Here is a 21,750-nt window from a genome sequence, read left to right as displayed (position 1 = left end):
TTGGGGCGTGGGGCGGTTGGGGCCGGTCACGCCTCTCCGCCCGCCTTCCGCGTGTGCAGCTGGCGGGCCACCTCGGCGATCGACCCCGACAGCGAGGGGTACACGGTGAACGCGTTTGCGATCTGCTCGACCGTCAGATTGTTGTCGACGGCGATCGAGATTGGGTGGATGAGCTCGCTCGCACGCGGGGAGACGACCACGCCGCCCACCACGATGCCCGTGCCCGGGCGGCAGAACATCTTCACGAAGCCGTCGCGGATGCCCTGCATCTTGGCGCGCGGGTTGCGCAGCAGGGGAAGCTTCACGACGCGGGCGTCGATCTTCCCGGCGTCCACGTCCGCCTGGGTGTAGCCGACGGTGGCGATCTCGGGGTCGGTGAAGACGTTCGAGGACACCGTCTTCAGGTTCAGCGGGGCCACCGCGTCGCCGAGGAAGTGGTACATCGCGATGCGCCCCTGCATGGCCGCGACGGACGCGAGCGCGAAGACGCCCGTGACGTCACCGGCGGCGTACACGCCCGGCGCGGTGGTGCGCGAGACCTTGTCGGTCCAGATGTGCCCGGAGTCCTTGAGCCGGACGCCGGACTCCTCCAGGTTCATGTTCTGCGTGTTCGGGATCGCGCCGACCGCCATCAGGCAGTGCGTGCCGGTCAGCACCCGGCCGTCGGAGAGGGTGACCTCGACCCGGTCGCCGACCCGCTTGGCGGACTCGGCGCGCGAGCGCCCGACGACGTTCATGCCGCGGCGACGGAAGACGTCCTCCAGGACGGCGGCCGCGTCGGGGTCCTCGCCGGGCAGCACGCGGTCGCGGGAGGACACCAGGGTCACCCGCGAGCCGAGCGCCTGGTACGCGCCGGCGAACTCGGCGCCGGTCACACCGGAGCCGACCACGATGAGCTCCTCGGGGAGCTCCTCCAGGTCGTAGACCTGGGTCCAGTTCAGGATGCGCTCGCCGTCGGGCTGGGCGTCGGGGATCTCGCGCGGGGTGCCGCCGGTGGCGATGAGGACGGCGTCGGCCGTCAGGATCGTCTCGGTGCCGTCGGCGGCGGTGACGATGACGTCCCGGGTGCCGTCGATGCCCTGCGGGCCGCCCAGCTTGCCGCGGCCGCGCATGACCTTGGCGCCGGCCCGGGTGACGGAGGCGGTGATGTCGTGCGACTGGGCGAGCGCGAGGCGCTTGACGCGCCGGTTCACCTTGCCGAGGTCCACGCCGACCACGCGCGCCGCCTGCTCCACGTGCGGGGTGTCGTCGGCGACGATGATCCCCAGCTCCTCGTAGGAGGAGTCGAAGGTGGTCATCACCTCGGCGGTCGCGATCAGGGTCTTGGAAGGTACGCAGTCGGTGAGGACGGAGGCCCCGCCCAGGCCGTCGCAGTCCACGACGGTCACCTCCGCGCCGAGCTGGGCGCCGACCAGCGCTGCCTCATACCCGCCGGGTCCGCCGCCGATGATCACGATCCGGGTCACGAAAAGTCCGCCTCACGTCTACCCGGCCGGCTGCCGCCCCGGCCGGCGGTCCGGGGGGTCTCCCCGGGGGATGCATTCCGTGCTCCATTGTCCCGCACGCTTCAAGGTGCTTCGCGCCCGGTCCCCGCCCGGGACTCCGTCCGGGTGTACACCCGCCTGACACACCTCCACGGCCACCCCTCCCGTACCCTCGACCTCATGTCGCTCTACGCCGCGTACGCCGGCAACCTCGACCCGCGGCTGATGACGCGCCGCGCTCCCCATTCGCCGCTGCGCGGCACGGGCTGGATCAACGACTGGCGGCTGACCTTCGGCGGCGAGCAGATGGGCTGGGAGGGCTCCCTCGCCACGATCGTCGAGGCGCCGCGCCACCAGGTCTTCGTCGCTCTGTACGACATCGCCCCGCTGGACGAGGACTCGATGGACCGCTGGGAGGGCGTGGGGCTCGACATCTACCGGCGCATGCGGATCCGGGTGCACACGCTGGACGGCGACGAGGCCGCCTGGTGCTACGTACTCAACGGCTACGAGGGCGGCCTGCCCTCGGCGCGCTACCTGGGCGAGATCGCCGACGCGGCCGAGTCCGCGGGCGCTCCGCACGACTACGTGATGGAGCTGCGCAAGCGCCCCTGCTGACCCGGTACGGGGCTCCCGCCGACCCCGCTGCGGGGGCTCCCGCGTCTGACGCCCGTCGGTCACCGCAGGTCACGGTGGGTCGCGGCGGACATGTGGTCGGAAACGACAAGACAACGATCCGCGCATGGTGAGCTGTGCCATCTACGCGCGTAGGCAATGAGCGGCTACGCTCGTCTGCGTGAACGCATCTGTTACCGATCCCACCGCCGCCGCCGACGCCGCAGCCGCCCGCCTGCGGGAGCTCACCGGCGCCGAGACCCACGATGTCGCCCTCGTCATGGGCTCCGGCTGGGCCCCGGCCGCCGAGGCCCTGGGCGCCCCCGAGGCCGAGTTCCTCGTCACCGAGCTGCCCGGCTTCCCCCCGGCCGCCGTCGAAGGACACGGCGGCAAGGTCCGCTCGTACAAGATCGGCGACAAGCGCGCGCTGGTCTTCCTCGGCCGCACCCACTACTACGAGGGCCGCGGCGTCGCCGCCGTCGCCCACGGTGTCCGCACCGCCGTCGCCGCGGGCTGCAAGACCGTCGTGCTGACCAACGGCTGCGGCGGTCTGCGCGAGGGCATGCAGCCCGGCCAGCCGGTCCTGATCAGCGACCACATCAACATGACGGCCACCTCGCCGATCATCGGCGCGAACTTCGTGGACCTGACGAACCTGTACTCGCCCAAGCTGCGCGCGCTGTGCAAGGAGATCGACCCCTCCCTGGAGGAGGGCGTCTACGTCCAGTTCCCCGGCCCGCACTACGAGACCCCGGCCGAGATCAACATGATCCGCGTCATGGGCGCCGACCTGGTCGGCATGTCCACCGTGCTGGAGGCCATCGCCGCCCGTGAGGCCGGCGCCGAGGTGCTCGGCATCTCCCTGGTCACGAACCTGGCGGCGGGCATCTCCGGCGAGCCGCTCAACCACGAAGAGGTCCTGCAGGCCGGCCGCGACTCGGCCGCGCGCATGGGCAAGCTGCTGACCCAGGTCCTCGCCCGCATCTGAGGCTCCGGGACCGTACGAGAGGTAAGGCGGAAGTAGTGCAGGAACAGGACGACCTGATCACCCGGGCGCAGGCCTGGCTGGCGGAGGACCCCGACCCGGAGACGGCGGCCGAGCTCGCCGCGCTCATCGGGGCGGGCGACACGGCGGAACTGGCCGACCGTTTCTCCGGCACCCTCCAGTTCGGCACCGCCGGACTGCGCGGTGAGATCGGCGCGGGCCCGATGCGGATGAACCGCAGCGTGGTCATCCGGGCCGCGGCGGGCCTCGCGGCCTACCTGAAGGCCCGGGGCCACGCCGGCGGCCTGGTCGTCGTCGGCTACGACGCCCGCTACAAGTCGGCGGACTTCGCCCGCGACACCGCGGCCGTCATGACCGGCGCCGGCCTGCGCGCGGCCGTCCTGCCCCGCCCGCTGCCCACGCCCGTCCTCGCGTACGCCATACGGCACCTGGGCGCCGTCGCCGGCGTCGAGGTGACCGCGAGCCACAACCCGCCCCGGGACAACGGTTACAAGGTCTACCTCGGCGACGGCTCGCAGATCGTCTCCCCGGCGGACACCGAGATCGCGGCGGAGATCGCCCGCGTCGGCACGCTCGCCTCGGTCCCCCGCCCGGAATCCGGCTGGGAGGACCTCGGCGACGAGGTCCTGGAGGCCTACCTGGCCCGTACGGACGCCGTCCTGACCCCCGGCTCCCCCCGGGGCGTGCGGACCGTCTACACGGCCATGCACGGCGTCGGAAAGGACGTCGTGATGGCGGCCTTCGCCCGGCACGGCTTCCCGGAGCCGGTCCTGGTCGCCGAGCAGGCCGAACCGGACCCGGCCTTCCCGACGGTGGCGTTCCCCAACCCGGAGGAGCCGGGCGCGATGGACCTGGCCTTCGCCAGGGCCGCCGAGGTCCAGCCGGACATCGTGATCGCGAACGACCCCGACGCGGACCGCTGCGCGGTGGCCGTCCCCACCGCGGACGGCTGGCGGATGCTGCGCGGCGACGAGGTCGGCGCGCTCCTCGCGGCGCACCTGGTCCACAAGGGCGCGACCGGCGTCTTCGCGGAGTCCATCGTCTCCTCCAGCCTCCTGGGCCGGATCGCGCAGGCGGCGGGCGTCGGCCACGAGGAGACCCTCACGGGCTTCAAGTGGATCGCCCGCGTCGAGGGCCTGCGCTACGGCTACGAGGAGGCGCTCGGCTACTGCGTGGACCCCGAGGGCGTCCGCGACAAGGACGGCGTGACCGCCGCCCTGCTGGTCGCCGAACTGGCCTCGGAGCTCAAGGAGCAGGGCCGCACGCTGAGCGACCTGCTGGACGACCTGGCGATGGCCCACGGCCTGCACGCCACCGACCAGCTGTCGGTCCGCGTCTCGGACCTCTCGGTGATCGCCTCGGCGATGGCCGCGCTGCGGTCGGAGCCGCCGGTGTCGCTGGCGGGCCTGCGGGTGGTCTCGGCGGAGGACCTGGCGAAGGGCACGCCGTCGCTGCCGCCGACGGACGGCCTGCGCTACTACCTGGACGGCGCGTACAAGGCCCGCGTCATCGCGCGCCCCTCCGGTACCGAGCCGAAGCTGAAGTGCTACCTGGAGGTCGTGGTCCCGGTGGCCGAGGCCAGCGACCTCGCGGCCGCCCGCGTGACCGGCCAGGAAGTCCTGGACGCGATCAAGAAGGACCTCGCGGCGGCGATGGGCCTCTGATTTTTTCGGCGCCGCTCGCGCGACTCGGCCCCGGCGGGCCTCCCCGGCTTCGCTCCGCTGCGCCGGACTCCGTCCGTCGGACCGGGCCCGGGGCTCCGGCCCCGCCCGGCCAGGTTCCCGCCCCGTCCGGCGGGGACCTGGCCACCCGCTTCCCCTCGGCCCCCTGAGCCCCGGCTCAGGGGGCCGCCGGTGTAGCGGGGCCGCTGCGCGGAGCCTCTGCCCTTTCGCCGTTTCCCGGGGCTCTGCTCGGACCCGGTCCTCAGACGCCGGACGGGCTGAAGAACAGCCCCGCCGGCGTCTGAGGCGCGGGGGTCCGGGGGCGGAGCCCCCGCAACGGCAGCGCGCCCGGACGCGAACCTCAGCGCCCGCACGGCGGGAGCCGCGCGGGCCTCAGCGTGCGGGGGACGCGGTCGCGGTCGCGGTCGGGCGGACGATCTCGCCCAGCGTCGGGACCGACTCCGGACGGGAGCGGACCGCGTCGGTGCACTCCCACGCCCGCGGCGGATCGGCGTCCGGTCCGCCCAGGACCACCGGGCCCCGCCCGGCCGAGACCGTCTCGCTGCCCGCCAGCGTGCACACGATCTGCGACAGCGCCACCGGCGGCAGATCCTCCGGCTTGCGGCTGAGCCGCACCGTGCCCGCCGGGTCGCCCGCCGTCGGCGCGCCCGCCGTCAGCCCGGCCGGCACCCCGGTCGTGAAGCCGGCGTCCCGCTCCTCCGCGCTCGGCGTCCGCTCCAGCGCCTCCAGCAGCGCCTGCGCGGCCTGCACGACCGGATCCCGTACGGCGCTCTTCTCCGGCATCGGGACGATCCGCTCCACGCCCACCAGCTGTGAACCGCAGACCAGCTCCACCTTGGCCGGGAATCCCGGCGGGTCGCTGTGCCCGCCCGGCTGGGCCGGGGTGTCGCACGAGACGCGCGACGGCGCCGCGCCCACGTCCACGGGCACGGTCGTCGCCCGGATCCCGCAGCCGGATGTCGCGAGCAGCGCGATCCCGACCAGGGGGACCAGTACGGCCGGCACCGCCGGCAGGGCCCTACGCATCCAGGTCACCCCTGATCGCCTTTGTCACGTCCACCGGCAGCCGCAGGGTGAACAGCGCCCCGCCGCCCGGCACGTTGGCCGCGGTGATGTCGCCGCCGTGGATGTGTGCGTTCTCCACGGCGATCGACAGACCGAGCCCGCTCCCGTCCGACTTCGGCCGCGACGCGCTCGCCTTGTAGAAGCGGTCGAAGACGTGCGGCAGGACCTCCTCGGGGATGCCCGGCCCGTTGTCCTGGACCGCGATCACCAGCCAGTCCCCCTCCACGGTCACCGACACCCGCACCGGCGAGCCGCCGTGCTTGAGCGCGTTGCCGATCAGGTTGGCCAGGATGACGTCGAGGCGGCGCGGGTCGAGTCGCACCGTGATGTCCCGCTCGGCGTCGAGTTCGACCGCGTCGAGCCAGGCCCGGGCGTCGATGCAGGCCGTGACCTGGTCGGCGACGTTGACGTCGTCCAGGACCAGCTTGGCCGTGCCCGCGTCGAAGCGGGTGACCTCCATCAGGTTCTCGACCAGGATGTTCAGCCGGCGGGTCTCGCTGACCACCAGGCCCACCGCCGGCGCGATCATCGGGTCGAGGTCCTCGACCTCTTCCTCCAGCACCTCGGCGACCGCCGTCAGCGCCGTCAGCGGGGTGCGCAGCTCGTGCGACATGTCCGCGACGAAACGCCGGCTGGCCTCCTCCCGCGCGCTCATGTCGGCGACCTTCTTCTCCAGCGCCTCGGCCGTCTTGTTGAAGGTGTGCGACAGGTCGGCGAGTTCGTCCGTGCCCGACACCTCCAGCCGGTGGTCCAGTTCGCCCTCGCCGAGCCGCCGCGCCGCGTCCCCGAGCCGCTGTACGGGCTTGAGCACCGTGCGGGCCGCGGCCTGTGCGAGCAGCGCGGAGCCGAGCAGCGCCAGGCCGGTGGCGATGGTCAACGACCAGGCGAGCGCGTTCAGGTCGTCCCGCTCCTGGGCGAGGGACTTGTACATGTAGCCGGTCGGCCCGCCGCCCACGATCCGCGTCCCGCCGACCAGGTACGGGTTGCCGCGCGGCTTCGTCCGCTGCCAGTACACGTGGTATTCGGCGTCGTTGGCTGCGGTCGTCTTCTGCCGGTCGTTCACCGCGTTCTGCAGGGACTTGGGCACGTCCGCGAGCCGGAAGTTGTCGGGCCCGGCCGCGCCGTACATCTGGCGGTTGTCCTTGCCCTCCTGCACGAGCAGCACGCTGTAGCCGGGGCTGCTGCCCGCCATCAGCTCGGCGGTGCGCTGCAGCTCCTCGGGCGTGGGATCGGCGGGCAGTGCGGCGGCGCGGTTCTGCATCTCCTGCCGGAAGTCGCCGAGCGCGGCCTCCTGGACGCGGGTGAGCACGGCCTCGCGGTTGAGCCAGTAGGCGATCCCGGACGCGGACACGGCGGCCGTCAGGGCGACCAGGGCGAAGACCACGAGGAGCCGCAGCCGCAGGCTGGTCCAGCGCCGGCCCGCGAGCAACGACCGGATCACTGCGGGGAGTCCAGGCGGTAGCCGACGCCCCGGACCGTACGGATCAGGGTGGGCGAGGAGGGCACGTCCTCGACCTTGGCGCGCAGCCGCTGGACGCAGGCGTCCACGAGCCGCGAGTCGCCGAGGTAGTCGTGCTCCCAGACCAGGCGCAGCAGCTGCTGGCGGGAGAGGGCCTGTCCGGGCCGGCGGCTCAGTTCGAGGAGAAGCCGCAGCTCGGTCGGCGTGAGCTGGAGGTCCTCGCCGTTCTTCGTCACCGTCATGGCGGCCCGGTCGATGACGAGGGAGCCGAAGCTCGCCGAGTCGCTCGACTCGCGTTCGCCGCGGCGCAGTACGGCCCGGATGCGGGCGTCGAGGACCCGCCCCTGGACGGGCTTGACCACGTAGTCGTCGGCTCCGGACTCCAGGCCGACGACCACGTCGATGTCGTCGCTGCGCGCGGTGAGCAGGATGATCGGCAGTTGGTCGGTGCGGCGGATCCTCCGGCACACCTCGAAACCGTCGATCCCGGGCAGCATCACGTCCAGCACGATCAGATCCGGCCGCTGCTCCCGGAGCAGTTTGAGGCCGTCCTCGCCCGTCGCCGCGGTGGCCACACGGTGGCCCTGGCGAGACAGGGAGAGTTCGAGGGCCGTGCGGATGGCGTCGTCGTCCTCGATCAGCAACAGGAAAGGCACGGGCTCATTCTGTCCCATAGCCCGTCGGGAGTTCGACCGTCAGGTGAACGAGATCCTGCGGGAGTCCGCCGGGTCCCTCCGATGGTCGCTGTGACAGTGCTGTGACAGTCGACGGACACCCCGGTTAAGTCGGCCGGGCAGTCTTCTTGTCAACGCACAGCGATCCGAAGCAGAGACACTCCACGACGGGGGGCGCGAGATGAACACGCTGCACAGCACCAGCACCAGCGCGGTTGTCACGCGGCTGCACGATGTGAACCGCCGGGCGGGTGTCCGTACGGCGGTGGTCGCCCGGCCCCGGCCGGCCCACGTCGTAGCCATTGACGCACACCAGTACCAGGCGGTTCCCGCCCAGCAGACCCCGTCCTCCGCGTCGGAGGCGGAGTTCACCGCGTACGTCCAGGAGCGGCGCGCCGCCCTGTTCGCGACGGCCTTCCACCTGACCGGTGACCGTTACGAGGCCGAGGACCTGCTGCAGAGCGCGCTGTTCTCCACGTACCGCGCCTGGGACCGGATCAGCGACAAGGCGGCGGTCGGCGGCTACCTGCGCCGCACGATGACGAACCTGCACATCAGCGCGTGGCGTCGGCGGAAGCTGAACGAGTACCCGACGGAGGAGCTGCCGGAGACGGCCTCCGACACGGACGCGATGCGCGGTACGGAGCTGCGCGCGGTGCTGTGGCAGGCGCTGACCCGGATCCCGGAGCCGCAGCGCACGATGCTGGTGCTGCGCTACTACGAGGGCCGCACGGACCCGGAGATCGCGGAGATCCTCGGGATCAGCGTCGGCACGGTGAAGTCGAGCATCTGGCGCTCGCTGCGGCGCCTGCGGGAGGACGAGTCGCTGAGCTTCGGCCGCGACGAGGCGGAGTCCTTCGAGGAGCTGGTCGCGTAACGCGGCCTGCACGGACCATCGGGCCGGGGGCCCGTCCTACGGGGGTGGGACGGGGGCCGTTGGGGGGGGGGGGAGAAGAGGCGGGATCAAGCGGCCGGGGGTCCGCCTGATCCCGCCTTTTCACGTCCGCGGGTTCAGCTGTTCGAGGGCGCCGGGGCGCGGCCCCGGCGGGTCCTACGCCGGGGTCGTCGTGCGGTGGCGGCCGGCGGCGGCCAGGCGGCCGAGGGCCTCGTCGCGGCCGCAGGCGTGTGCGCCCAGTGCGACGTGGCGGGCCACGATGCCGCGTTCGGCGCGCATCAGCCGCAGCCCCCTGCGCAGCAGGAACGGCACGGACTTGCGGCCCTCGCGCAGATCACGGGCGAGCCGGCGGCGGAAGGTGGTCGAGGGGCGGCCGCGCAGGCAGATGGCGTCCGCGAGGAGGCCGAGTTCCCGGCAGCGGGCGGCGACGTCCGCGGCGAAGATGCCCTCCGCGATGAACAGCGGGGTGTCGGCGATGTCGAGGGTGTCCCAGCCGGTGCGGGAGCTGGTGGAGATGTCGTACACCGGCACGTCCGTGCGTCCCGACGCGCACAGTTGGGCGATCGCGGCGACGGCGGCGTCGGCGTCCCAGGACTGCGGGGAGTCCCAGTCGATGTCGGAGCTGCCCTCCACCAGGGGGAGGGTGGGGTCCTCGCACTCCTTGTAGAAGTCGTCGAGGCGCAGCACGGGGAGCCCGGAGCGGGCGGCCAGGGAGGATTTGCCGGAGCCCGACGGACCGGTCAGCAGGACGACCCGGGTCGGCGAAGGAGAGGAAGAGCTCACGGGACACCAGTCTGAACCATTCCCCCGGGTAGGGGATCCTCCCGGTGACCGGTTGGTGTCCAGGAACACACCTCCACTACGCTGCGTGCGCACGCGACTACGACCACAGGCGGGATCCCATGGCACGTCACGCAGGCCGTCACGCAGGCCCTTCGGCACCGAACCGGCTCCGCAGCGCGGGGCTGACCCTCTCGATGGCCGGCGCCGCGCTGGCGATGGCCGCGGGCGGCGCGCAGGCCGGTGAGCTGGATGTTCCGGCCGCCGTGGCCGGCGTCACGGACCCGATCGCGAACCTCAAGGTGAACCCGCTGGCCCACACCGGTGTGGACCCGCTGGACAACGGGGTCGCCACGAAGGTCGCGGACTTCCCGTCGGTGGGTACGACGGCGGTCACGGGGATCCTCACCCAGGGCCCGTCGGTGGGCGAACTGCCCGCGGCGGCGGTCTCGTCCCTCCTGGGCCCTCTCGCCGCCCGCTGAGGCCCCCGAACCGAGCCTGAGAAAAAGTGGCGCGGCGGCGAAGGCGGGCGAACGCCCGGAGGAACCGCGAGGAACGAGCGGTTCCGAGGACGTACGCCCGCCTGGAGCCGACAACAGCGCCGCCGGAGGCGAACCGAGCCCCTAGTAAGACGCCCCGCCTGGGCGAGTGAGCCGAAGGCGGCGCGTCGGCGAAGGCGGACGAACGCCCGGAGAAACCGCGAGGTACGAGCGGTTTCGAGGACGCACGGCCGCCTGGAGCCGACAACAGCGCCGCCGGAGGCGAACCGAGCCTCTAATAAGCAGAGCCGCCCGCGCCCAGCGACCCGGTGGGGTGCCAGACGGTCTTGGTCTCCAGGAACGCCGTCATGCGCGACGTGCCCGGGTCGGCGCTCCAGTCGTCCACAGGCTGTGGACGCAGGACGCGCTTGAGGTTGTCGGCCGCCGCGATCTCCAGCTCCTTGGCCAGGGCGGGGCCGGCGCCGGCCAGGTCGATCGCGTTGACGTCCTGGTGGGAGGCCAGGTGCGGGCCCATCTCGTCGGCCTTGCCGGACAGGATGTTGACGACGCCGCCCGGCAGGTCGGAGGTGGCGAGCACCTCGCCCAGGGAGAGGGCCGGGAGCGGCGCCTTCTCCGATGTGATCACGACCGCCGTGTTGCCGGTCGCGATCACCGGGGCGATCACCGAGACCAGGCCCAGGAACGAGGACTCCTGGGGGGCGATGACGGTGACGACGCCGGTCGGCTCGGGCGTGGAGAGGTTGAAGAACGGCCCGGCGACGGGGTTGGCCCCGCCCACGAGCTGGGCGATCTTGTCGGTCCAGCCCGCGTACCAGACCCAGCGGTCGATGGCCGCGTCGACGACGGCGGCCGCCTTGGACTTGGACAGGCCCTCGGCCTCGCCGACCTCGCGGACGAACTGCTCGCGGCGGCCCTCCAGCATCTCGGCGATGCGGTAGAGGATCTGGCCGCGGTTGTAGGCGGTCGCGCCCGACCAGCCGCCGAAGGCCTTGCGCGCGGCGACGACGGCGTCTCGCGCGTCCTTGCGGGACGACAGCGGGGCGTTGGCCAGCCACTTGCCCTTGCCGCCCGACGATGTTTGCGCGCTCACCTCGTACACCCGGCCGCTCTCGGAGCGGGGGAACTTGCCCCCGACGTACAGCTTGTAGGTCTTGAAGACGTTCAGACGCACAGAGGACTCAGACATCGAGGTAGGCCTCCAGACCGTGGCGGCCGCCTTCGCGGCCGAAGCCCGATTCCTTGTAGCCGCCGAAGGGCGAGGTCGGGTCGAACTTGTTGAACGTGTTGGCCCACACCACACCGGCGCGGAGCTGGTTCGCGACGGCGAGGATGCGCGAGCCCTTCTCCGTCCAGATGCCGGCGGAGAGCCCGTACTGGCTGTTGTTGGCCTTGGCGACGGCCTCGTCGGGCGTGCGGAAGGTCAGCACGGACAGCACCGGGCCGAAGATCTCGTCGCGGGCGACGGTGTGCGCCTGGGTGACGTTGCTGAAGAGCGTCGGGGCGAACCAGTAGCCGGCGGACGGCAGCTCGCACGCCGGGGACCAGCGCTCGGCGCCCTCGGCCTCGCCGGTGTCCGCGAGGGCGGTGATCCGGGCGAGCTGCTCGGCGGAGTTGATCGCGCCGATGTCGGTGTTCTTGTCGAGCGGGTCACCCAGGCGCAGCGTGGAGAGCCGGCGCTTGAGGGAGTCCAGCAGCTCGTCGTGGATCGATTCCTGGACCAGGAGGCGGGAGCCCGCGCAGCAGACCTGGCCCTGGTTGAAGAAGATGCCGGTGACGATGCCCTCGACGGCCTGGTCGATGGGGGCGTCGTCGAAGACGATGTTGGCGCCCTTGCCGCCCAGCTCCAGGGTGACCTTCTTGTCGGTGCCGGCGATCGAGCGGGCGATGGCCTTGCCGACGGCGGTCGAGCCGGTGAAGGCGACCTTGTCGACGTCCGGGTGCTCGACGAGGGCCGCGCCCGCGTCGCCGTATCCGGTGAGGATGTTGACGACGCCCTTGGGCAGGCCGGCCTGGCGGCAGATGTCGGCGAAGAAGAGCGCGGAGAGCGGGGTGGTCTCGGCGGGCTTGAGGACGACCGTGTTGCCGGCGGCGAGCGCGGGGGCGATCTTCCACGCGAGCATCAGCAGCGGGAAGTTCCACGGGATGACCTGGCCGGCGACGCCGAGCGGGCGCGGGTTCGCGCCGTAGCCCGCGTGGGCGAGCTTGTCGGCCCAGCCCGCGTAGTAGAAGAAGTGCGCGGCGACCAGCGGGAGGTCCGCGTCGCGGGTCTCCTTGATCGGCTTGCCGTTGTCCAGGGTCTCCAGGACGGCGAGCTCGCGGCTGCGCTCCTGGATGATCCGGGCGATGCGGAAGAGGTACTTGGCGCGCTCGGAGCCGGGCAGCGCGGACCACTTCTCGAACGCCTTGCGGGCGGCCTTGACGGCGCGGTCCACGTCGGCGGCGCCGGCCTGGGCGACCTCGGACAGGACCTCCTCGCTGCTGGGCGAGACGGTCTTGAAGACCTTGCCGTCGGCGGCGTCGGTGAACTCGCCGTCGATGAAGAGCCCGTAGGAGGGGGCGATGTCGACGACCGAGCGGGACTCGGGAGCCGGTGCGTACTCGAAGAGGGATGCCATGGTGATCAGTCCACCGTCACGTAGTCGGGACCGGAGTAACGGCCGGTGCTCAGCTTCTGGCGCTGCATCAGCAGGTCGTTGAGCAGGCTGGAGGCGCCGAAGCGGAACCAGGTGTTGCTCAGCCAGTCCTCGCCCACGGTCTCGTTGACCAGGACCAGGAACTTGATCGCGTCCTTGGTGGTGCGGATGCCGCCGGCCGGCTTCACGCCGATCTGGATTCCAGTCTGCGCCTTGAAGTCGCGGACGGCTTCGAGCATGAGCAGGGTGTTCGCGGGGGTGGCGTTGACGCCCACCTTGCCGGTCGACGTCTTGATGAAGTCGGCGCCCGCGAGCATGCCGATCCAGGAGGCGCGGCGGATGTTGTCGTACGTGGACAGCTCGCCGGTCTCGAAGATGACCTTCAGGCGGGCGGCGCTGCTGTCGGGACGGACGCAGGCCTCCTTGACGGCCTTGATCAGCTCGTACGTCTCCAGGTAGCGGCCGGCGAGGAAGGCGCCACGGTCGATGACCATGTCGATCTCGTCGGCGCCGGCGGCGACGGCGTCACGGGTGTCCGCGAGCTTGACGGGCAGGGCGGCGCGGCCGGCCGGGAAGGCGGTGGCGACGGAGGCGACCTTGACGTCGGCGCCGTGCAGCGCGGCCTTCGCCGTGGCCACCATGTCGGGGTAGACGCAGACGGCGGCCGTCATCGGGGTCGTACGGTCGGTCGGATCGGGATGGACGGCCTTGGCGGAGAGCGCCCGGACCTTGCCCGGGGTGTCCGCGCCTTCCAGCGTCGTCAGGTCGATCATCGAGATGGCCAGGTCGATGGCGTACGCCTTGGCCGTCGTCTTGATCGAACGGGTGCCGAGGGAGGCCGCGCGGGCCTCCAGACCGACAGCGTCGACGCCGGGCAGCCCGTGCAGGAAGCGGCGCAGCGCACTGTCGGACGTCGTCACGTCAGCGAATGCGGTGAGGGTGGTGGGCATGGTCACCAGATGAGCATATCTACGCGCGTAGCGACCTGTCACCCCCCTCCCCCGGTTCCGGCGGATCCGCTATGGAATCGACACCTGCGGCCCCTCGCCCGCCGCGTCCAGGAGCGGAGGGCGTCCCCGCTCCTGATACGCCGGCGGCGCAGTGGGGCAGAATCGACCCCATGAGCAGCCAGCAGCCGACCGATGAGCCGGTCTACGACGACCGGGTCTACCGCTCCTCCATGGGCGTCGTATCAGGGGTAGTGCTGCTCGCGCTGACGGCATGGCTCTGCGGGGACGCCGTGGTGCGCGGCTCGGGGAACACCCCCTGGATCGCGCTGGCGGTGGCGCTGTGCGTCGTACCGCTGATCGTGGCGTTCACGATCCGCCCGGCCGTCTTCGCCAACGACGACCGGATGCGTGTGCGCAACCCCTTCCGGATCATCGAGCTGCCGTGGGCCGCCGTGGACGCCGTGCGGTCCGGATACTCGGCGGAGGTGCTGGCCGAGGGGTCGAAGTACCAGCTGTGGTCCGTGCCCGTCTCGCTGCGCGAGCGGAAGAAGGCCAACCGCCAGCGCCTGCGCCACGAGGGGCTCCGCGACCGGGAGGAGCGGTCCCCGGGGCGGTCGCCCGGTGAGAAGGCCCGGGTCCAGGCCGAGCCGATGCGGGCCAGTGCGGACCGGATCGTCGACGAGCTGCAGCGGATGGCCGAGCGCGGGGCCGAGCGGCCCGGCGCCCAGGGCAGCGTGCGCGTGCAGTGGTCGTACGAGATCATCGCGCCCGCCGTGGCCGGCGCGCTGCTGCTGATCGTCCTGGTCGCCACCCGCTGAATCGTCCTGATCGCCACCGGCTGAGCGGGCCGGGCGGCCCGTGCCCGCCGCCACACGAGCGAGGCGGAACCAGGGCTCCCAGGTGTGCGTCCTCGCAGGCGTGCAGCGTATTGAGGCCGACGGCAGCCCCGCCGGCGCCACCGCGATCCCCCTCCGCCTCCGACTCCTTGCCGGGGTCCTGCTCGCCGCCCATCTCGTGGTCGTCGGCTGGCTGACTCTGCTGCCCCTCGACGTCCCCTGGGCCGCCGCCGGCAATCTGACCCCGTTGGAGGGGATCCGGGCCGACCTCGCCCTCGGGCCGCTGGAGGCGACGCGGCGGATCGGGGAGGGGCTGGCGCTGCTGGCCCCGCTGGGGGTGCTGGTGCCGCTGGTCAGCGGGCGGCTCCGGCTGTCACGGCTGGCCGCGTGGTCCTCCCTGGTGCGGACCGCCGCGGCGGGCGCGCTGGTCTCGCTGAGCATCGAGATGCTCCAGAGCGGGGTCCCGGGCCGGGTCGTCGACGTGGACTCGGTGCTGCTGAACACCCTCGGCGTACTGATCGCGCACGCGGCCGTCGTACCGGCGCTGCGGGCCCGGCTGCGCCGCTCACATGCCGTTTATCAGGGGGGCACCCCGAGGATTTCCAGGGTCGGGCTCGGCCCCTGGACCGACGTTCTGTCCGCGGTCCAGCGGGAGTATTGAGTCATCGCAAGAAAGCGATCCCGACGAAGGAGAACCTCATGAGCGCCCTGGTCCGCCCCCGTGACGGCCGTTGGATCGGCGGAGTCTGCGCCGGACTCGCACGGCGTTTCGGAATGTCCGCCAACACGATGCGCGCCATATTCGCCGTCTCGTGCCTGCTGCCCGGCCCTCAGTTCCTGGTCTACATCGCGCTGTGGGTGCTGCTGCCGAACGAGAAGTCCGCCTCGACCGCCTGGTAGTGGGGCCGCTCAGCCGGCCTTGCGGACCTTCTCCAGCTGCTTGTCGGTCACTTCCTGGGGCACCTGGGCCTTCTGCTGGGCCGCCGCCACGTTGAGGGCCATCAGCCGTACGACGGTGTCCCCCTCGCGTACGACGACCAGGTGGACCTGCGCCGAGACACCCTGCCCGGCCGCGGTCGTGGTCCAGCTGACGCTCTCGTCGCCGCTCGTGCGGTAGTCGGCGGCGCGGACCTCGCGGTAGCTGCCGGTCTGCTGGTCGACCGTGGCGGTGAAGCCGGTACCGCAGGCGGCGACGGCGGCCTTGAGCCGGGAGACCAGCGCCTTGGCGTCGCTCTCGGAGTAGGAGCTGACGGACGCGGAGACCGCGAGCCCCATCTGCTTCTGGGATCCGATGCCCCGGTTGACGGTCTCGCGCGCGGCGGGGTCCGGCTTGTCGCCCATGATGTCGGCCAGCGGCTGGCAGGCCTTCTTGTCGGCCTGCGGCTGACCGTCCGGGGCGTTGGGGTTCTTCCCCTGGGCGGAGATCTGATAGCCGGGCAGGTCGCCCTGGGCGAGCGCGGACCGCTCCAGCCGGGTGCCGCCGGTCTTCGGCGGGGCCGAGCCGGCCGGGTCCGGGGACGCCGCGGGGGCGCCGGGCGCGCCGCCGTCGCTCGCGGAGCCCTTGGAGTCGGGGGACCTGCCCGTCGGGGGGGCGTCCGTACCGCCGCACCCCACCGCGGCGAACAGCAGGGCGGGGACCAGTGCGACCAGCGTCGCTCGTGCCTTCATGCGCATGACCGAGAACCTCATACCCAGTGCGTCGGCGGGCAGTTGGTGGTGATCGTGGCACACCGCACGGCGGCACACGCACCTCGTCGAAGAGGCGTGCGACCGCCGTGCGTGCGTTCGTGTCGCGCCGACGTCAGCCGTTGAGGGCGCCGGTGACCGGGCCCAGCAGACCCGTGACCGCGGCGGTGGGGTCGCTCGGCTGTCCCTCTTCGGCCTGCATCTGCTGCTGGCTGGTGACACCCTCGAGCGCGCCGGTGGCGGTGCCCAGCGCGTCGGTGATGCCGATGGCGGGAACGGCCGCGGAGGCGGTGCCGGCGGCGACGGCCGCGAGGGCGGCACCGACGGCGGCGGCACCGAGGAACTTGGCAGCTGACTGCTTCATGAAAGGTATTCCTTGCGACGGGGAATTGAGCGGCTCCGCAAACTAGTCACTTGAAACCCCCGCCCGCAAACATCCTTTAATACGAGAAAGCGCCCGGAAATTGCCTGCCCCGGGCGCTTTCAGTACGTCATGCCATGGCCTACGCCGAGACAGAACCGCTGGTGGACGCGGTCTGACGGAACAGCCACTCCGACTTCAGCTCCGCATAACCGGGCTTGATGACCTCGTTGATCATGGCCAGTCGTTCATCGAAAGGAATGAACGCGGACTTCATCGCATTGACGGTGAACCACTGCATGTCGTCGAGGGTGTAGCCGAAGGTGTCCACCAGGTGCTCGAACTCGCGGCTCATGCTGGTGCCGCTCATCAGGCGGTTGTCGGTGTTGACCGTGAGCCTGAAGTGCAGCTTCCGCAGCAGACCGATCGGGTGCTCGGCGTACGAGGCGGCCGCGGCCGTCTGCAGGTTCGAGGTCGGGCACATCTCCAGGGGGATGCGCTTGTCCCGGACGTAACTGGCCAGGCGGCCCAGCGTGACCGAGCCGTCCTCGGCGACCTCGATGTCGTCGATGATCTTCACGCCGTGACCGAGGCGGTCGGCGCCGCACCACTGCAGGGCCTGCCAGATCGACGGCAGGCCGAAGGCCTCACCGGCGTGGATCGTGAAGTGGTTGTTCTCGCGCTTGAGGTACTCGAAGGCGTCGAGGTGGCGGGTGGGAGGGAACCCGGCCTCGGCACCGGCGATGTCGAAGCCGACCACGCCGTTGTCGCGGTAGCGGTTGGCCAGCTCGGCGATCTCCAGCGCGCGGGCCGCGTGGCGCATCGCGGTCAGCAGGGCGCCGACGCGGATGCGGTGGCCGTTGGCCTTGGCGCGGCGCTCACCCTCGCGGAAACCGTCGTTCACGGCCTCGACGACCTCTTCGAGGGTCAGGCCGGCTTCCAGGTGCTGCTCGGGGGCGTAGCGGATCTCGGCGTACACGACGCCGTCCTCGGCCAGGTCCTCGGCGCACTCTGCGGCGACACGGAAGAGGGCCGCCTTCGTCTGCATGACCGCGCAGGTGTGGGCGAAGGTCTCCAGGTAGCGCGGGAGGGAGCCGGAGTCGGCCGCCTCACGGAACCAGATGCCGAGCTTGTCGGCCTCGGTCTCGGGGAGGTTCTCGTAACCGACCTCGCGGGCCAGCTCGATGATGGTCCCGGGACGCAGTCCACCGTCGAGGTGATCGTGCAGGAGCACCTTCGGGGCACGACGGATCTGATCCGGGGTCGGCAGGTTGGGGGTCTCGCTCGTCATCTGCGCACTCTACTCCTACGCGCGTAGAGTGTCGTGTCCCCGGCGGGCGTCGATATGTAACAGAGACCGCGCGGACGGATGGCGTACACCTGAAGGTCTGAGACTGTTCCGCCATGGCACAGCATGCGCCGCCGGCGCGCGGGGCCCGCCTGGGGCGGGCGGCCGGCGCGAGAACCGGCTCGGGTCCGACGGAAATCCCAGTCAACGGGGTGGTGCTCCTGCTTCCCGGGGTGTCCAGATTCTCCCCCGGCCCCCTGCGGCCGCTCGCGCGGGCACTGGCCCGGGCCGGCGGCGGGGACGGGCTGGTCACGCACGCCGTCCTCCACGGCGGGGAGTCCTCCCGGGAGGAGCAGGCCCGATGGGCGGCCGACGAGGCGGTGCGGCGGTACGGGGACGTACCGGTGTGCCTGGCCGGCTACGACGCGGGAGGGCTGGCCGCGCTGCGGGCGGCAGGACACGGAGCCGTCAACTCGGTTGTGGCACTGGCCCCCCGCCTGGGGGGCCAGGCGCCTGCCGGCCCCCCTGAACCGGTGAAACACCTGTCGGGGCGGCAGGTGTTGATCGTGCACGGCACCAACGACGCGCGCAGCGACCCGGAGGCCTCCTTCCAGCTGGCGGAGCGGGCGAAGAAGGCGAACCGCTCGACGTGCCGGTTCGAGGTGCACTCGGACGGGCACGGCCTGCGCGAGCACCAGGCGGAAGTGGTGGCGCTGGGCGTCGACTTCGTCCTGGGAGCGGTCTTCTCGGGCCGGTACTCGCGCCCCGTCGCCGACGCCCTGGCCGCGCCGCCGCCGCTGGGCCTGCGGATGCCGCTGGCCTCGGGCTTCGGGAGGTCGCTGCGGGGCTGAGGCGCGGGCGGGACGGATGTCGCGACGCGGGCTCGCGGCGTACGGTGAGAAGTGGACTCGGGGTGCCGCTCCTCCCCCGGAGGCGATCGGCCATGGCAGCGATGGACCGCAGGAACTTCGACGAGCCGGACGAGAGCCGGCCGTTCGTCGACGGTATGGGCAGGCTGGACCTGGTGGACACGGGGGACGGCGCCGTCGGACGGGCCGTCTTCGAGCCGGGCTGGAAGTGGTCGGAGCACATCAAGCCGCTGGCCGGGACGGACAGCTGCCAGGCCGACCACACCGGGTACGTCGTGAGCGGCCGGATGAAGATCGTCACGGACGACGGGGAGAGCGCCGAGTTCGGTCCCGGCGACTACATGCGGGTGCGCCCCGGACACAACGCCTGGGTGGTGGGTGACGAGCCCTGCGTGACGCTGGACTGGACCGGCTTCTCCGACTACGCGAAGCCCTCCGGCTGACGTCCCCGCCCCGGGCTTCCCGGTGGCCGCGCCGGTCCGTCCGTACCCGCCGCTCCGCCCCCTCTCGGTCGGATGGCACGGACGGTCCGGCGCGATCGCGCTCCCCCTTCACTCCGTGTGACCACTGTGCCGCTTCGGCATATGCCGAAGGGGGCGTCCCAGGCGTCGTCTTGCCGCCTTGCGGGAACACGAGGGGTTTACGAACAGGACCAGACCGGGACGAATAGTCACATGTCAGCCGAGGGAACCGGAGAGCCCGGGGCGGCGGCCGGGACGTCGTCCGGGGCAGTCGGCGTGTCCGGGGAGCTGACGCCCGCCGCCCGGCGCCTGTACGCGTACGCCGTCGAGCGGCACGCCTTTGACGCCTGCGAGGCGACGCGGGCCCTCGGCGTGCGCGCGGCCGCCGCGATCACCGAGCTGGCCGCCGCGCACCTGCTCCAGCGGGCGCCGGGCGGCGGACCGGACCGGTGGAGCGCGGTGGCGCCGCGGGCGGCCGCGGCCCGCGCCCTGGCCCCGCTGGCCCTGCTCGTCCGGGAGGCCCACGACGAGATGGACCGGCTGCGGGGGCGGCTGGAGGCGCTCGTACCGGCGTACGAGGCGGGGACCGCGCACCGGGACCGGAGCGGGGCGGGCGGCTTGGAGCTGGTCACGGACCTGGGCGCCGTACGGGGGATGATCGCGGAGCTGGCCGCGGGGTGCGAACATGAGCTGCTGACCTCGCAGCCGGGCGGCGGGCGTCCGCCGGAGTCGCTGGAGGAGTCGATCGGGCGGGACGAGTCGCTGCTGGCGCGCGGGGTCCGGATGCGGACGCTCTACCAGCACACGGCCCGGTACTCACGGCCCACGGCGGCGTACGTCGAGCGGGTGACCGCGCTGGGCGCGCAGGTACGGACGCTGGGCGACGGGCTGATGCGGATGCTCGTGTTCGACGGGCGCACGGGGCTGATGGCGGTACCGGACCGCAGCGGGGCGGCGCTGGTGGTGCGGGAGCCGAGTGTCGTGCACTTCATGACCGCGGCCTTCGAGCGGTCGTGGCCCGGGGCGGAGCCCTTCCCCACCTCGGTGAGCCCGGAGGCGGCCCGGTCGATCTCGGACGAGCTGCGGCAGACGATCGTGCGGCTGCTGTCGGAGGGGCTGGAGGACAAGGTGATCGCGCGCCGTCTCGGCATGTCGGAGCGGACGTGCCAGCGCCACATCGCGGAGATCATGCGCGCGGTGGGCGCCAAGTCCCGCTTCCAGGCGGGCTACTTGCTCGGCCCGCCCGCCCCGCCGTCCCCCGCCCCGCCGTCCCCCGCCCCGCCGGACAGCCGCCCGTAGGGTCCGCGGCGGTCGTAGGAGGCGCGCGCGGCCCCGGTTCACGGTCGGCGGGCAGACGCGCCCGTGCGCCGACGAAGGCGACGGGGTGCGGCCGGAAGCGGTACCCGGGGTGGGGCGGCAGCGGACAGCCGTCGCGCAGGACGCCCTTCGGCCGGGTGCCGGCCGCCTCACGCCGCAGGGGGCTCCAGGTCCGGGATGAGGCGGCCGCGGCGGGAGATCAGGAAGCGTTTGAACTCGGCGACCGGCGGGGTGTCGGGGTGGCCGTCGAGCCAGGCGACTCCGATCTCCCGGACGGCGCGCGGGGCGGTGACGTTGAGCTCGACCACTCCGGGGCGGGCCACGGCCGGCGGCGGCAGCAGGGCCACGCCGAGGCCCGCGGCGACCAGGCCGCGCAGGGTCTCGGCCTCCTCGCCCTCGAAGGCGACGCGCGGGGTGAAGCCGGCCTCCGCGCACAGGTCGTCGGTGATCCGGCGCAGGCCGTAGCCGGCCTCCAGGGTGACGAAGGTTTCCTCCGCGGCCTCGGCGAGGCGGATGCGCTTGCGGCCGGCGAGGCGGTGGTCGTCGGGGACGACCAGCCGCAGCCGCTGCTCGTCGAGGCGGCGGGCGACGAGGCCGGGGGCGTCCGGGAGCGGCGAGGTGAGGCAGAGGTCGAGTTCGCCGGCGCGCAGCTTCTCCAGCATGGCCTCGCCGTAATTCTGCACGAGGGAGAAGCGCACGCGCGGGTGGTCGGCGCGGAAGGCGCGGATGAGGCCGGGTACGGTCTCGGGGCCGAGGGTGTGCAGGAAGCCGAAGGCGACCTTGCCGTAGGCCGGGTCGGCGTCCTGCTGGACGGACTCGGCCGCGCGGGCGATGCCGTCCAGGGCCTGTTCGGCGGAGGCCAGGAAGGTGCGGCCCGCCGTGGTGAGGGCGACGGTGCGGCCCTTGCGGGCGAACAGCGAGACGCCCAGGTCCTGTTCGAGGCGGACCATGGCCCGGGACAGGGTGGACTGCGGTACGCCCAGCTCCTGGGCGGCGCGGGTGACGTGCTCGTGCCGGGCGACCGCGACGAAATGCGCCAGCCGGGGAGCCAGCAGACGTGTCACTGCCATGTCTTCTACGTAACGGTTCGTCGACATCCGCGATCCTGACCTGGGCTGATGCTGGAGTGGATCGATTATCGCGATTCTGTGCATTGGACGCATGAAAAACACAGGCCTACCGTCGAAGG

General features: G+C 72.3%; 23 protein-coding genes. 11 read left to right on the top strand and 12 right to left on the bottom strand.

Going from position 1 to position 21,750, the window contains the following annotated elements:
• Nucleotides 1-26: 26 nt before the first annotated feature.
• The gene (locus ACFWFZ_RS08060) at nucleotides 27-1,466 is read right to left on the bottom strand and encodes an NAD(P)H-quinone dehydrogenase (RefSeq protein ID WP_387118211.1); all 1,440 of its coding nucleotides are present in this window, start codon (nucleotides 1,464-1,466) and stop codon (nucleotides 27-29) included.
• A gap of 198 nt (nucleotides 1,467-1,664) precedes the next feature.
• Here ACFWFZ_RS08060 and ACFWFZ_RS08055 point away from each other — a divergent pair, with 198 nt between their 5' ends.
• From ACFWFZ_RS08055 to ACFWFZ_RS08045, 3 genes are all read left to right on the top strand, one after another.
• Nucleotides 1,665-2,102 carry a gamma-glutamylcyclotransferase gene (locus ACFWFZ_RS08055; protein ID WP_030029477.1) on the top strand — a complete coding sequence of 146 codons (438 nt, stop codon included), beginning with the start codon at nucleotides 1,665-1,667 and terminating at the stop codon, nucleotides 2,100-2,102.
• 178 nt (nucleotides 2,103-2,280) lie between these two features.
• The gene (locus ACFWFZ_RS08050) at nucleotides 2,281-3,087 is read left to right on the top strand and encodes a purine-nucleoside phosphorylase (RefSeq protein WP_387118209.1); all 807 of its coding nucleotides are present in this window, start codon (nucleotides 2,281-2,283) and stop codon (nucleotides 3,085-3,087) included.
• 35 nt (nucleotides 3,088-3,122) lie between these two features.
• Entirely contained in the window at nucleotides 3,123-4,769 is a 1,647-nt protein-coding gene (locus ACFWFZ_RS08045) for a phospho-sugar mutase (RefSeq protein WP_387118207.1), read from the top strand.
• 390 nt (nucleotides 4,770-5,159) lie between these two features.
• Here ACFWFZ_RS08045 and ACFWFZ_RS08040 read toward each other — a convergent pair whose 3' ends face one another.
• The 3 genes from ACFWFZ_RS08040 to afsQ1 are packed head-to-tail and all read right to left on the bottom strand — an operon-like array spanning nucleotide 5,160 to nucleotide 7,967.
• Complete coding sequence (locus ACFWFZ_RS08040; RefSeq protein ID WP_387118421.1) at nucleotides 5,160-5,813, bottom strand: hypothetical protein; 654 nt, start codon at nucleotides 5,811-5,813, stop codon at nucleotides 5,160-5,162.
• On the bottom strand, nucleotides 5,806-7,392 hold the full coding sequence (locus tag ACFWFZ_RS08035) for an ATP-binding protein (protein ID WP_387118418.1): 1,587 nt from the start codon (nucleotides 7,390-7,392) through the stop codon (nucleotides 5,806-5,808). The genes ACFWFZ_RS08040 and ACFWFZ_RS08035 overlap by 8 nt, the downstream gene beginning before the upstream one ends.
• Nucleotides 7,290-7,967, bottom strand: coding sequence for a two-component system response regulator AfsQ1 (gene afsQ1, locus ACFWFZ_RS08030; protein WP_063754818.1), 678 nt, complete (start codon nucleotides 7,965-7,967; stop codon nucleotides 7,290-7,292). Before afsQ1 ends, ACFWFZ_RS08035 begins: the two co-directional genes overlap by 103 nt.
• Before the next feature lie 199 nt (nucleotides 7,968-8,166).
• Here afsQ1 and ACFWFZ_RS08025 point away from each other — a divergent pair, with 199 nt between their 5' ends.
• A complete protein-coding gene (locus ACFWFZ_RS08025) occupies nucleotides 8,167-8,862 on the top strand; it encodes a SigE family RNA polymerase sigma factor (protein ID WP_387118204.1) in 696 nt (231 codons plus the stop codon).
• 174 nt (nucleotides 8,863-9,036) lie between these two features.
• Here the strand turns inward: ACFWFZ_RS08025 and ACFWFZ_RS08020 are convergent, their stop codons facing one another.
• The gene (locus tag ACFWFZ_RS08020) at nucleotides 9,037-9,732 is read right to left on the bottom strand and encodes a uridine kinase (protein WP_387118415.1); all 696 of its coding nucleotides are present in this window, start codon (nucleotides 9,730-9,732) and stop codon (nucleotides 9,037-9,039) included.
• Nucleotides 9,733-9,782: 50 nt separating this feature from the next.
• On the opposite strand from ACFWFZ_RS08020, the gene ACFWFZ_RS08015 reads away from it, so the two are divergent.
• On the top strand, nucleotides 9,783-10,142 hold the full coding sequence (locus tag ACFWFZ_RS08015) for a hypothetical protein (RefSeq protein ID WP_387118201.1): 360 nt from the start codon (nucleotides 9,783-9,785) through the stop codon (nucleotides 10,140-10,142).
• Between the two features lie 292 nt (nucleotides 10,143-10,434).
• Here the strand turns inward: ACFWFZ_RS08015 and ACFWFZ_RS08010 are convergent, their stop codons facing one another.
• The 3 genes from ACFWFZ_RS08010 to deoC are packed head-to-tail and all read right to left on the bottom strand — an operon-like array spanning nucleotide 10,435 to nucleotide 13,743.
• Nucleotides 10,435-11,346, bottom strand: coding sequence for an aldehyde dehydrogenase family protein (locus ACFWFZ_RS08010; RefSeq protein WP_387118198.1), 912 nt, complete (start codon nucleotides 11,344-11,346; stop codon nucleotides 10,435-10,437).
• On the bottom strand, nucleotides 11,339-12,775 hold the full coding sequence (locus ACFWFZ_RS08005; protein ID WP_387118195.1) for an aldehyde dehydrogenase family protein: 1,437 nt from the start codon (nucleotides 12,773-12,775) through the stop codon (nucleotides 11,339-11,341). The genes ACFWFZ_RS08010 and ACFWFZ_RS08005 overlap by 8 nt, the downstream gene beginning before the upstream one ends.
• A 5-nt stretch (nucleotides 12,776-12,780) precedes the next feature.
• Nucleotides 12,781-13,743, bottom strand: coding sequence for a deoxyribose-phosphate aldolase (deoC, locus tag ACFWFZ_RS08000; RefSeq protein ID WP_387118412.1), 963 nt, complete (start codon nucleotides 13,741-13,743; stop codon nucleotides 12,781-12,783).
• Between the two features lie 170 nt (nucleotides 13,744-13,913).
• On the opposite strand from deoC, the gene ACFWFZ_RS07995 reads away from it, so the two are divergent.
• From ACFWFZ_RS07995 to ACFWFZ_RS07985, 3 genes are all read left to right on the top strand, one after another.
• The gene (locus ACFWFZ_RS07995; protein WP_387118192.1) at nucleotides 13,914-14,561 is read left to right on the top strand and encodes a PH domain-containing protein; all 648 of its coding nucleotides are present in this window, start codon (nucleotides 13,914-13,916) and stop codon (nucleotides 14,559-14,561) included.
• 109 nt (nucleotides 14,562-14,670) lie between these two features.
• A complete protein-coding gene (locus ACFWFZ_RS07990; protein WP_387118409.1) occupies nucleotides 14,671-15,240 on the top strand; it encodes a VanZ family protein in 570 nt (189 codons plus the stop codon).
• A 38-nt stretch (nucleotides 15,241-15,278) separates the two neighbouring features.
• The gene (locus ACFWFZ_RS07985) at nucleotides 15,279-15,479 is read left to right on the top strand and encodes a PspC domain-containing protein (RefSeq protein WP_387118189.1); all 201 of its coding nucleotides are present in this window, start codon (nucleotides 15,279-15,281) and stop codon (nucleotides 15,477-15,479) included.
• A 9-nt stretch (nucleotides 15,480-15,488) separates the two neighbouring features.
• On the opposite strand, the gene ACFWFZ_RS07980 is transcribed toward ACFWFZ_RS07985, so the two are convergent.
• The 3 genes from ACFWFZ_RS07980 to ACFWFZ_RS07970 form a co-directional block, all read right to left on the bottom strand.
• Nucleotides 15,489-16,253 (bottom strand): hypothetical protein, encoded by a 765-nt coding sequence (locus ACFWFZ_RS07980; protein WP_387118186.1) that lies wholly within the window; start codon nucleotides 16,251-16,253, stop codon nucleotides 15,489-15,491.
• Nucleotides 16,254-16,380: 127 nt separating this feature from the next.
• Nucleotides 16,381-16,629 (bottom strand): hypothetical protein, encoded by a 249-nt coding sequence (locus tag ACFWFZ_RS07975; RefSeq protein WP_376501500.1) that lies wholly within the window; start codon nucleotides 16,627-16,629, stop codon nucleotides 16,381-16,383.
• Between the two features lie 139 nt (nucleotides 16,630-16,768).
• Complete coding sequence (locus ACFWFZ_RS07970) at nucleotides 16,769-17,917, bottom strand: adenosine deaminase (RefSeq protein WP_387118183.1); 1,149 nt, start codon at nucleotides 17,915-17,917, stop codon at nucleotides 16,769-16,771.
• Nucleotides 17,918-18,030: 113 nt separating this feature from the next.
• Between ACFWFZ_RS07970 and ACFWFZ_RS07965 the strand changes: the two genes are divergently transcribed.
• The 3 genes from ACFWFZ_RS07965 to ACFWFZ_RS07955 all read left to right on the top strand — a co-directional run bounded on the left by ACFWFZ_RS07965 (nucleotide 18,031) and on the right by ACFWFZ_RS07955 (nucleotide 20,543).
• On the top strand, nucleotides 18,031-18,765 hold the full coding sequence (locus ACFWFZ_RS07965) for an alpha/beta hydrolase (protein WP_387118180.1): 735 nt from the start codon (nucleotides 18,031-18,033) through the stop codon (nucleotides 18,763-18,765).
• A gap of 92 nt (nucleotides 18,766-18,857) precedes the next feature.
• Nucleotides 18,858-19,226 carry a cupin domain-containing protein gene (locus ACFWFZ_RS07960; protein WP_387118177.1) on the top strand — a complete coding sequence of 123 codons (369 nt, stop codon included), beginning with the start codon at nucleotides 18,858-18,860 and terminating at the stop codon, nucleotides 19,224-19,226.
• A gap of 231 nt (nucleotides 19,227-19,457) precedes the next feature.
• Nucleotides 19,458-20,543, top strand: coding sequence for a LuxR C-terminal-related transcriptional regulator (locus tag ACFWFZ_RS07955; protein WP_387118174.1), 1,086 nt, complete (start codon nucleotides 19,458-19,460; stop codon nucleotides 20,541-20,543).
• Between the two features lie 167 nt (nucleotides 20,544-20,710).
• Here ACFWFZ_RS07955 and ACFWFZ_RS07950 read toward each other — a convergent pair whose 3' ends face one another.
• Nucleotides 20,711-21,631 carry a LysR family transcriptional regulator gene (locus ACFWFZ_RS07950; protein WP_387118172.1) on the bottom strand — a complete coding sequence of 307 codons (921 nt, stop codon included), beginning with the start codon at nucleotides 21,629-21,631 and terminating at the stop codon, nucleotides 20,711-20,713.
• Nucleotides 21,632-21,750: the final 119 nt, after the last annotated feature.

The organism is Streptomyces sp. NPDC060232 (assembly GCF_042726555.1).
GTDB lineage: Bacteria > Actinomycetota > Actinomycetes > Streptomycetales > Streptomycetaceae > Streptomyces.
Note: the sequence above shows the minus strand (reverse complement) of the source record. Positions and strands in the feature narration are given on the sequence as shown.

What these genes read in the sequence shown, in the direction of transcription:
- ACFWFZ_RS08015 (WP_387118201.1), top strand. Translation starts at nt 9,783, where the DNA reads ATGGCACGTCACGCAGGCCGTCACGCAGGCCCTTCGGCACCGAACCGG.
- ACFWFZ_RS07970 (WP_387118183.1), bottom strand. Translation starts at nt 17,917, where the DNA reads ATGACGAGCGAGACCCCCAACCTGCCGACCCCGGATCAGATCCGTCGT.
- deoC (WP_387118412.1), bottom strand. Translation starts at nt 13,743, where the DNA reads ATGCCCACCACCCTCACCGCATTCGCTGACGTGACGACGTCCGACAGT.
- ACFWFZ_RS07980 (WP_387118186.1), bottom strand. Translation starts at nt 16,253, where the DNA reads ATGCGCATGAAGGCACGAGCGACGCTGGTCGCACTGGTCCCCGCCCTG.
- ACFWFZ_RS07975 (WP_376501500.1), bottom strand. Translation starts at nt 16,629, where the DNA reads ATGAAGCAGTCAGCTGCCAAGTTCCTCGGTGCCGCCGCCGTCGGTGCC.
- ACFWFZ_RS08025 (WP_387118204.1), top strand. Translation starts at nt 8,167, where the DNA reads ATGAACACGCTGCACAGCACCAGCACCAGCGCGGTTGTCACGCGGCTG.
- ACFWFZ_RS07950 (WP_387118172.1), bottom strand. Translation starts at nt 21,631, where the DNA reads ATGGCAGTGACACGTCTGCTGGCTCCCCGGCTGGCGCATTTCGTCGCG.
- ACFWFZ_RS07960 (WP_387118177.1), top strand. Translation starts at nt 18,858, where the DNA reads ATGGCAGCGATGGACCGCAGGAACTTCGACGAGCCGGACGAGAGCCGG.
- ACFWFZ_RS07955 (WP_387118174.1), top strand. Translation starts at nt 19,458, where the DNA reads ATGTCAGCCGAGGGAACCGGAGAGCCCGGGGCGGCGGCCGGGACGTCG.
- ACFWFZ_RS07965 (WP_387118180.1), top strand. Translation starts at nt 18,031, where the DNA reads ATGGCACAGCATGCGCCGCCGGCGCGCGGGGCCCGCCTGGGGCGGGCG.
- ACFWFZ_RS08040 (WP_387118421.1), bottom strand. Translation starts at nt 5,813, where the DNA reads ATGCGTAGGGCCCTGCCGGCGGTGCCGGCCGTACTGGTCCCCCTGGTC.
- ACFWFZ_RS08055 (WP_030029477.1), top strand. Translation starts at nt 1,665, where the DNA reads ATGTCGCTCTACGCCGCGTACGCCGGCAACCTCGACCCGCGGCTGATG.
- ACFWFZ_RS08005 (WP_387118195.1), bottom strand. Translation starts at nt 12,775, where the DNA reads ATGGCATCCCTCTTCGAGTACGCACCGGCTCCCGAGTCCCGCTCGGTC.
- ACFWFZ_RS07995 (WP_387118192.1), top strand. Translation starts at nt 13,914, where the DNA reads ATGAGCAGCCAGCAGCCGACCGATGAGCCGGTCTACGACGACCGGGTC.
- ACFWFZ_RS07985 (WP_387118189.1), top strand. Translation starts at nt 15,279, where the DNA reads ATGAGCGCCCTGGTCCGCCCCCGTGACGGCCGTTGGATCGGCGGAGTC.
- ACFWFZ_RS08010 (WP_387118198.1), bottom strand. Translation starts at nt 11,346, where the DNA reads ATGTCTGAGTCCTCTGTGCGTCTGAACGTCTTCAAGACCTACAAGCTG.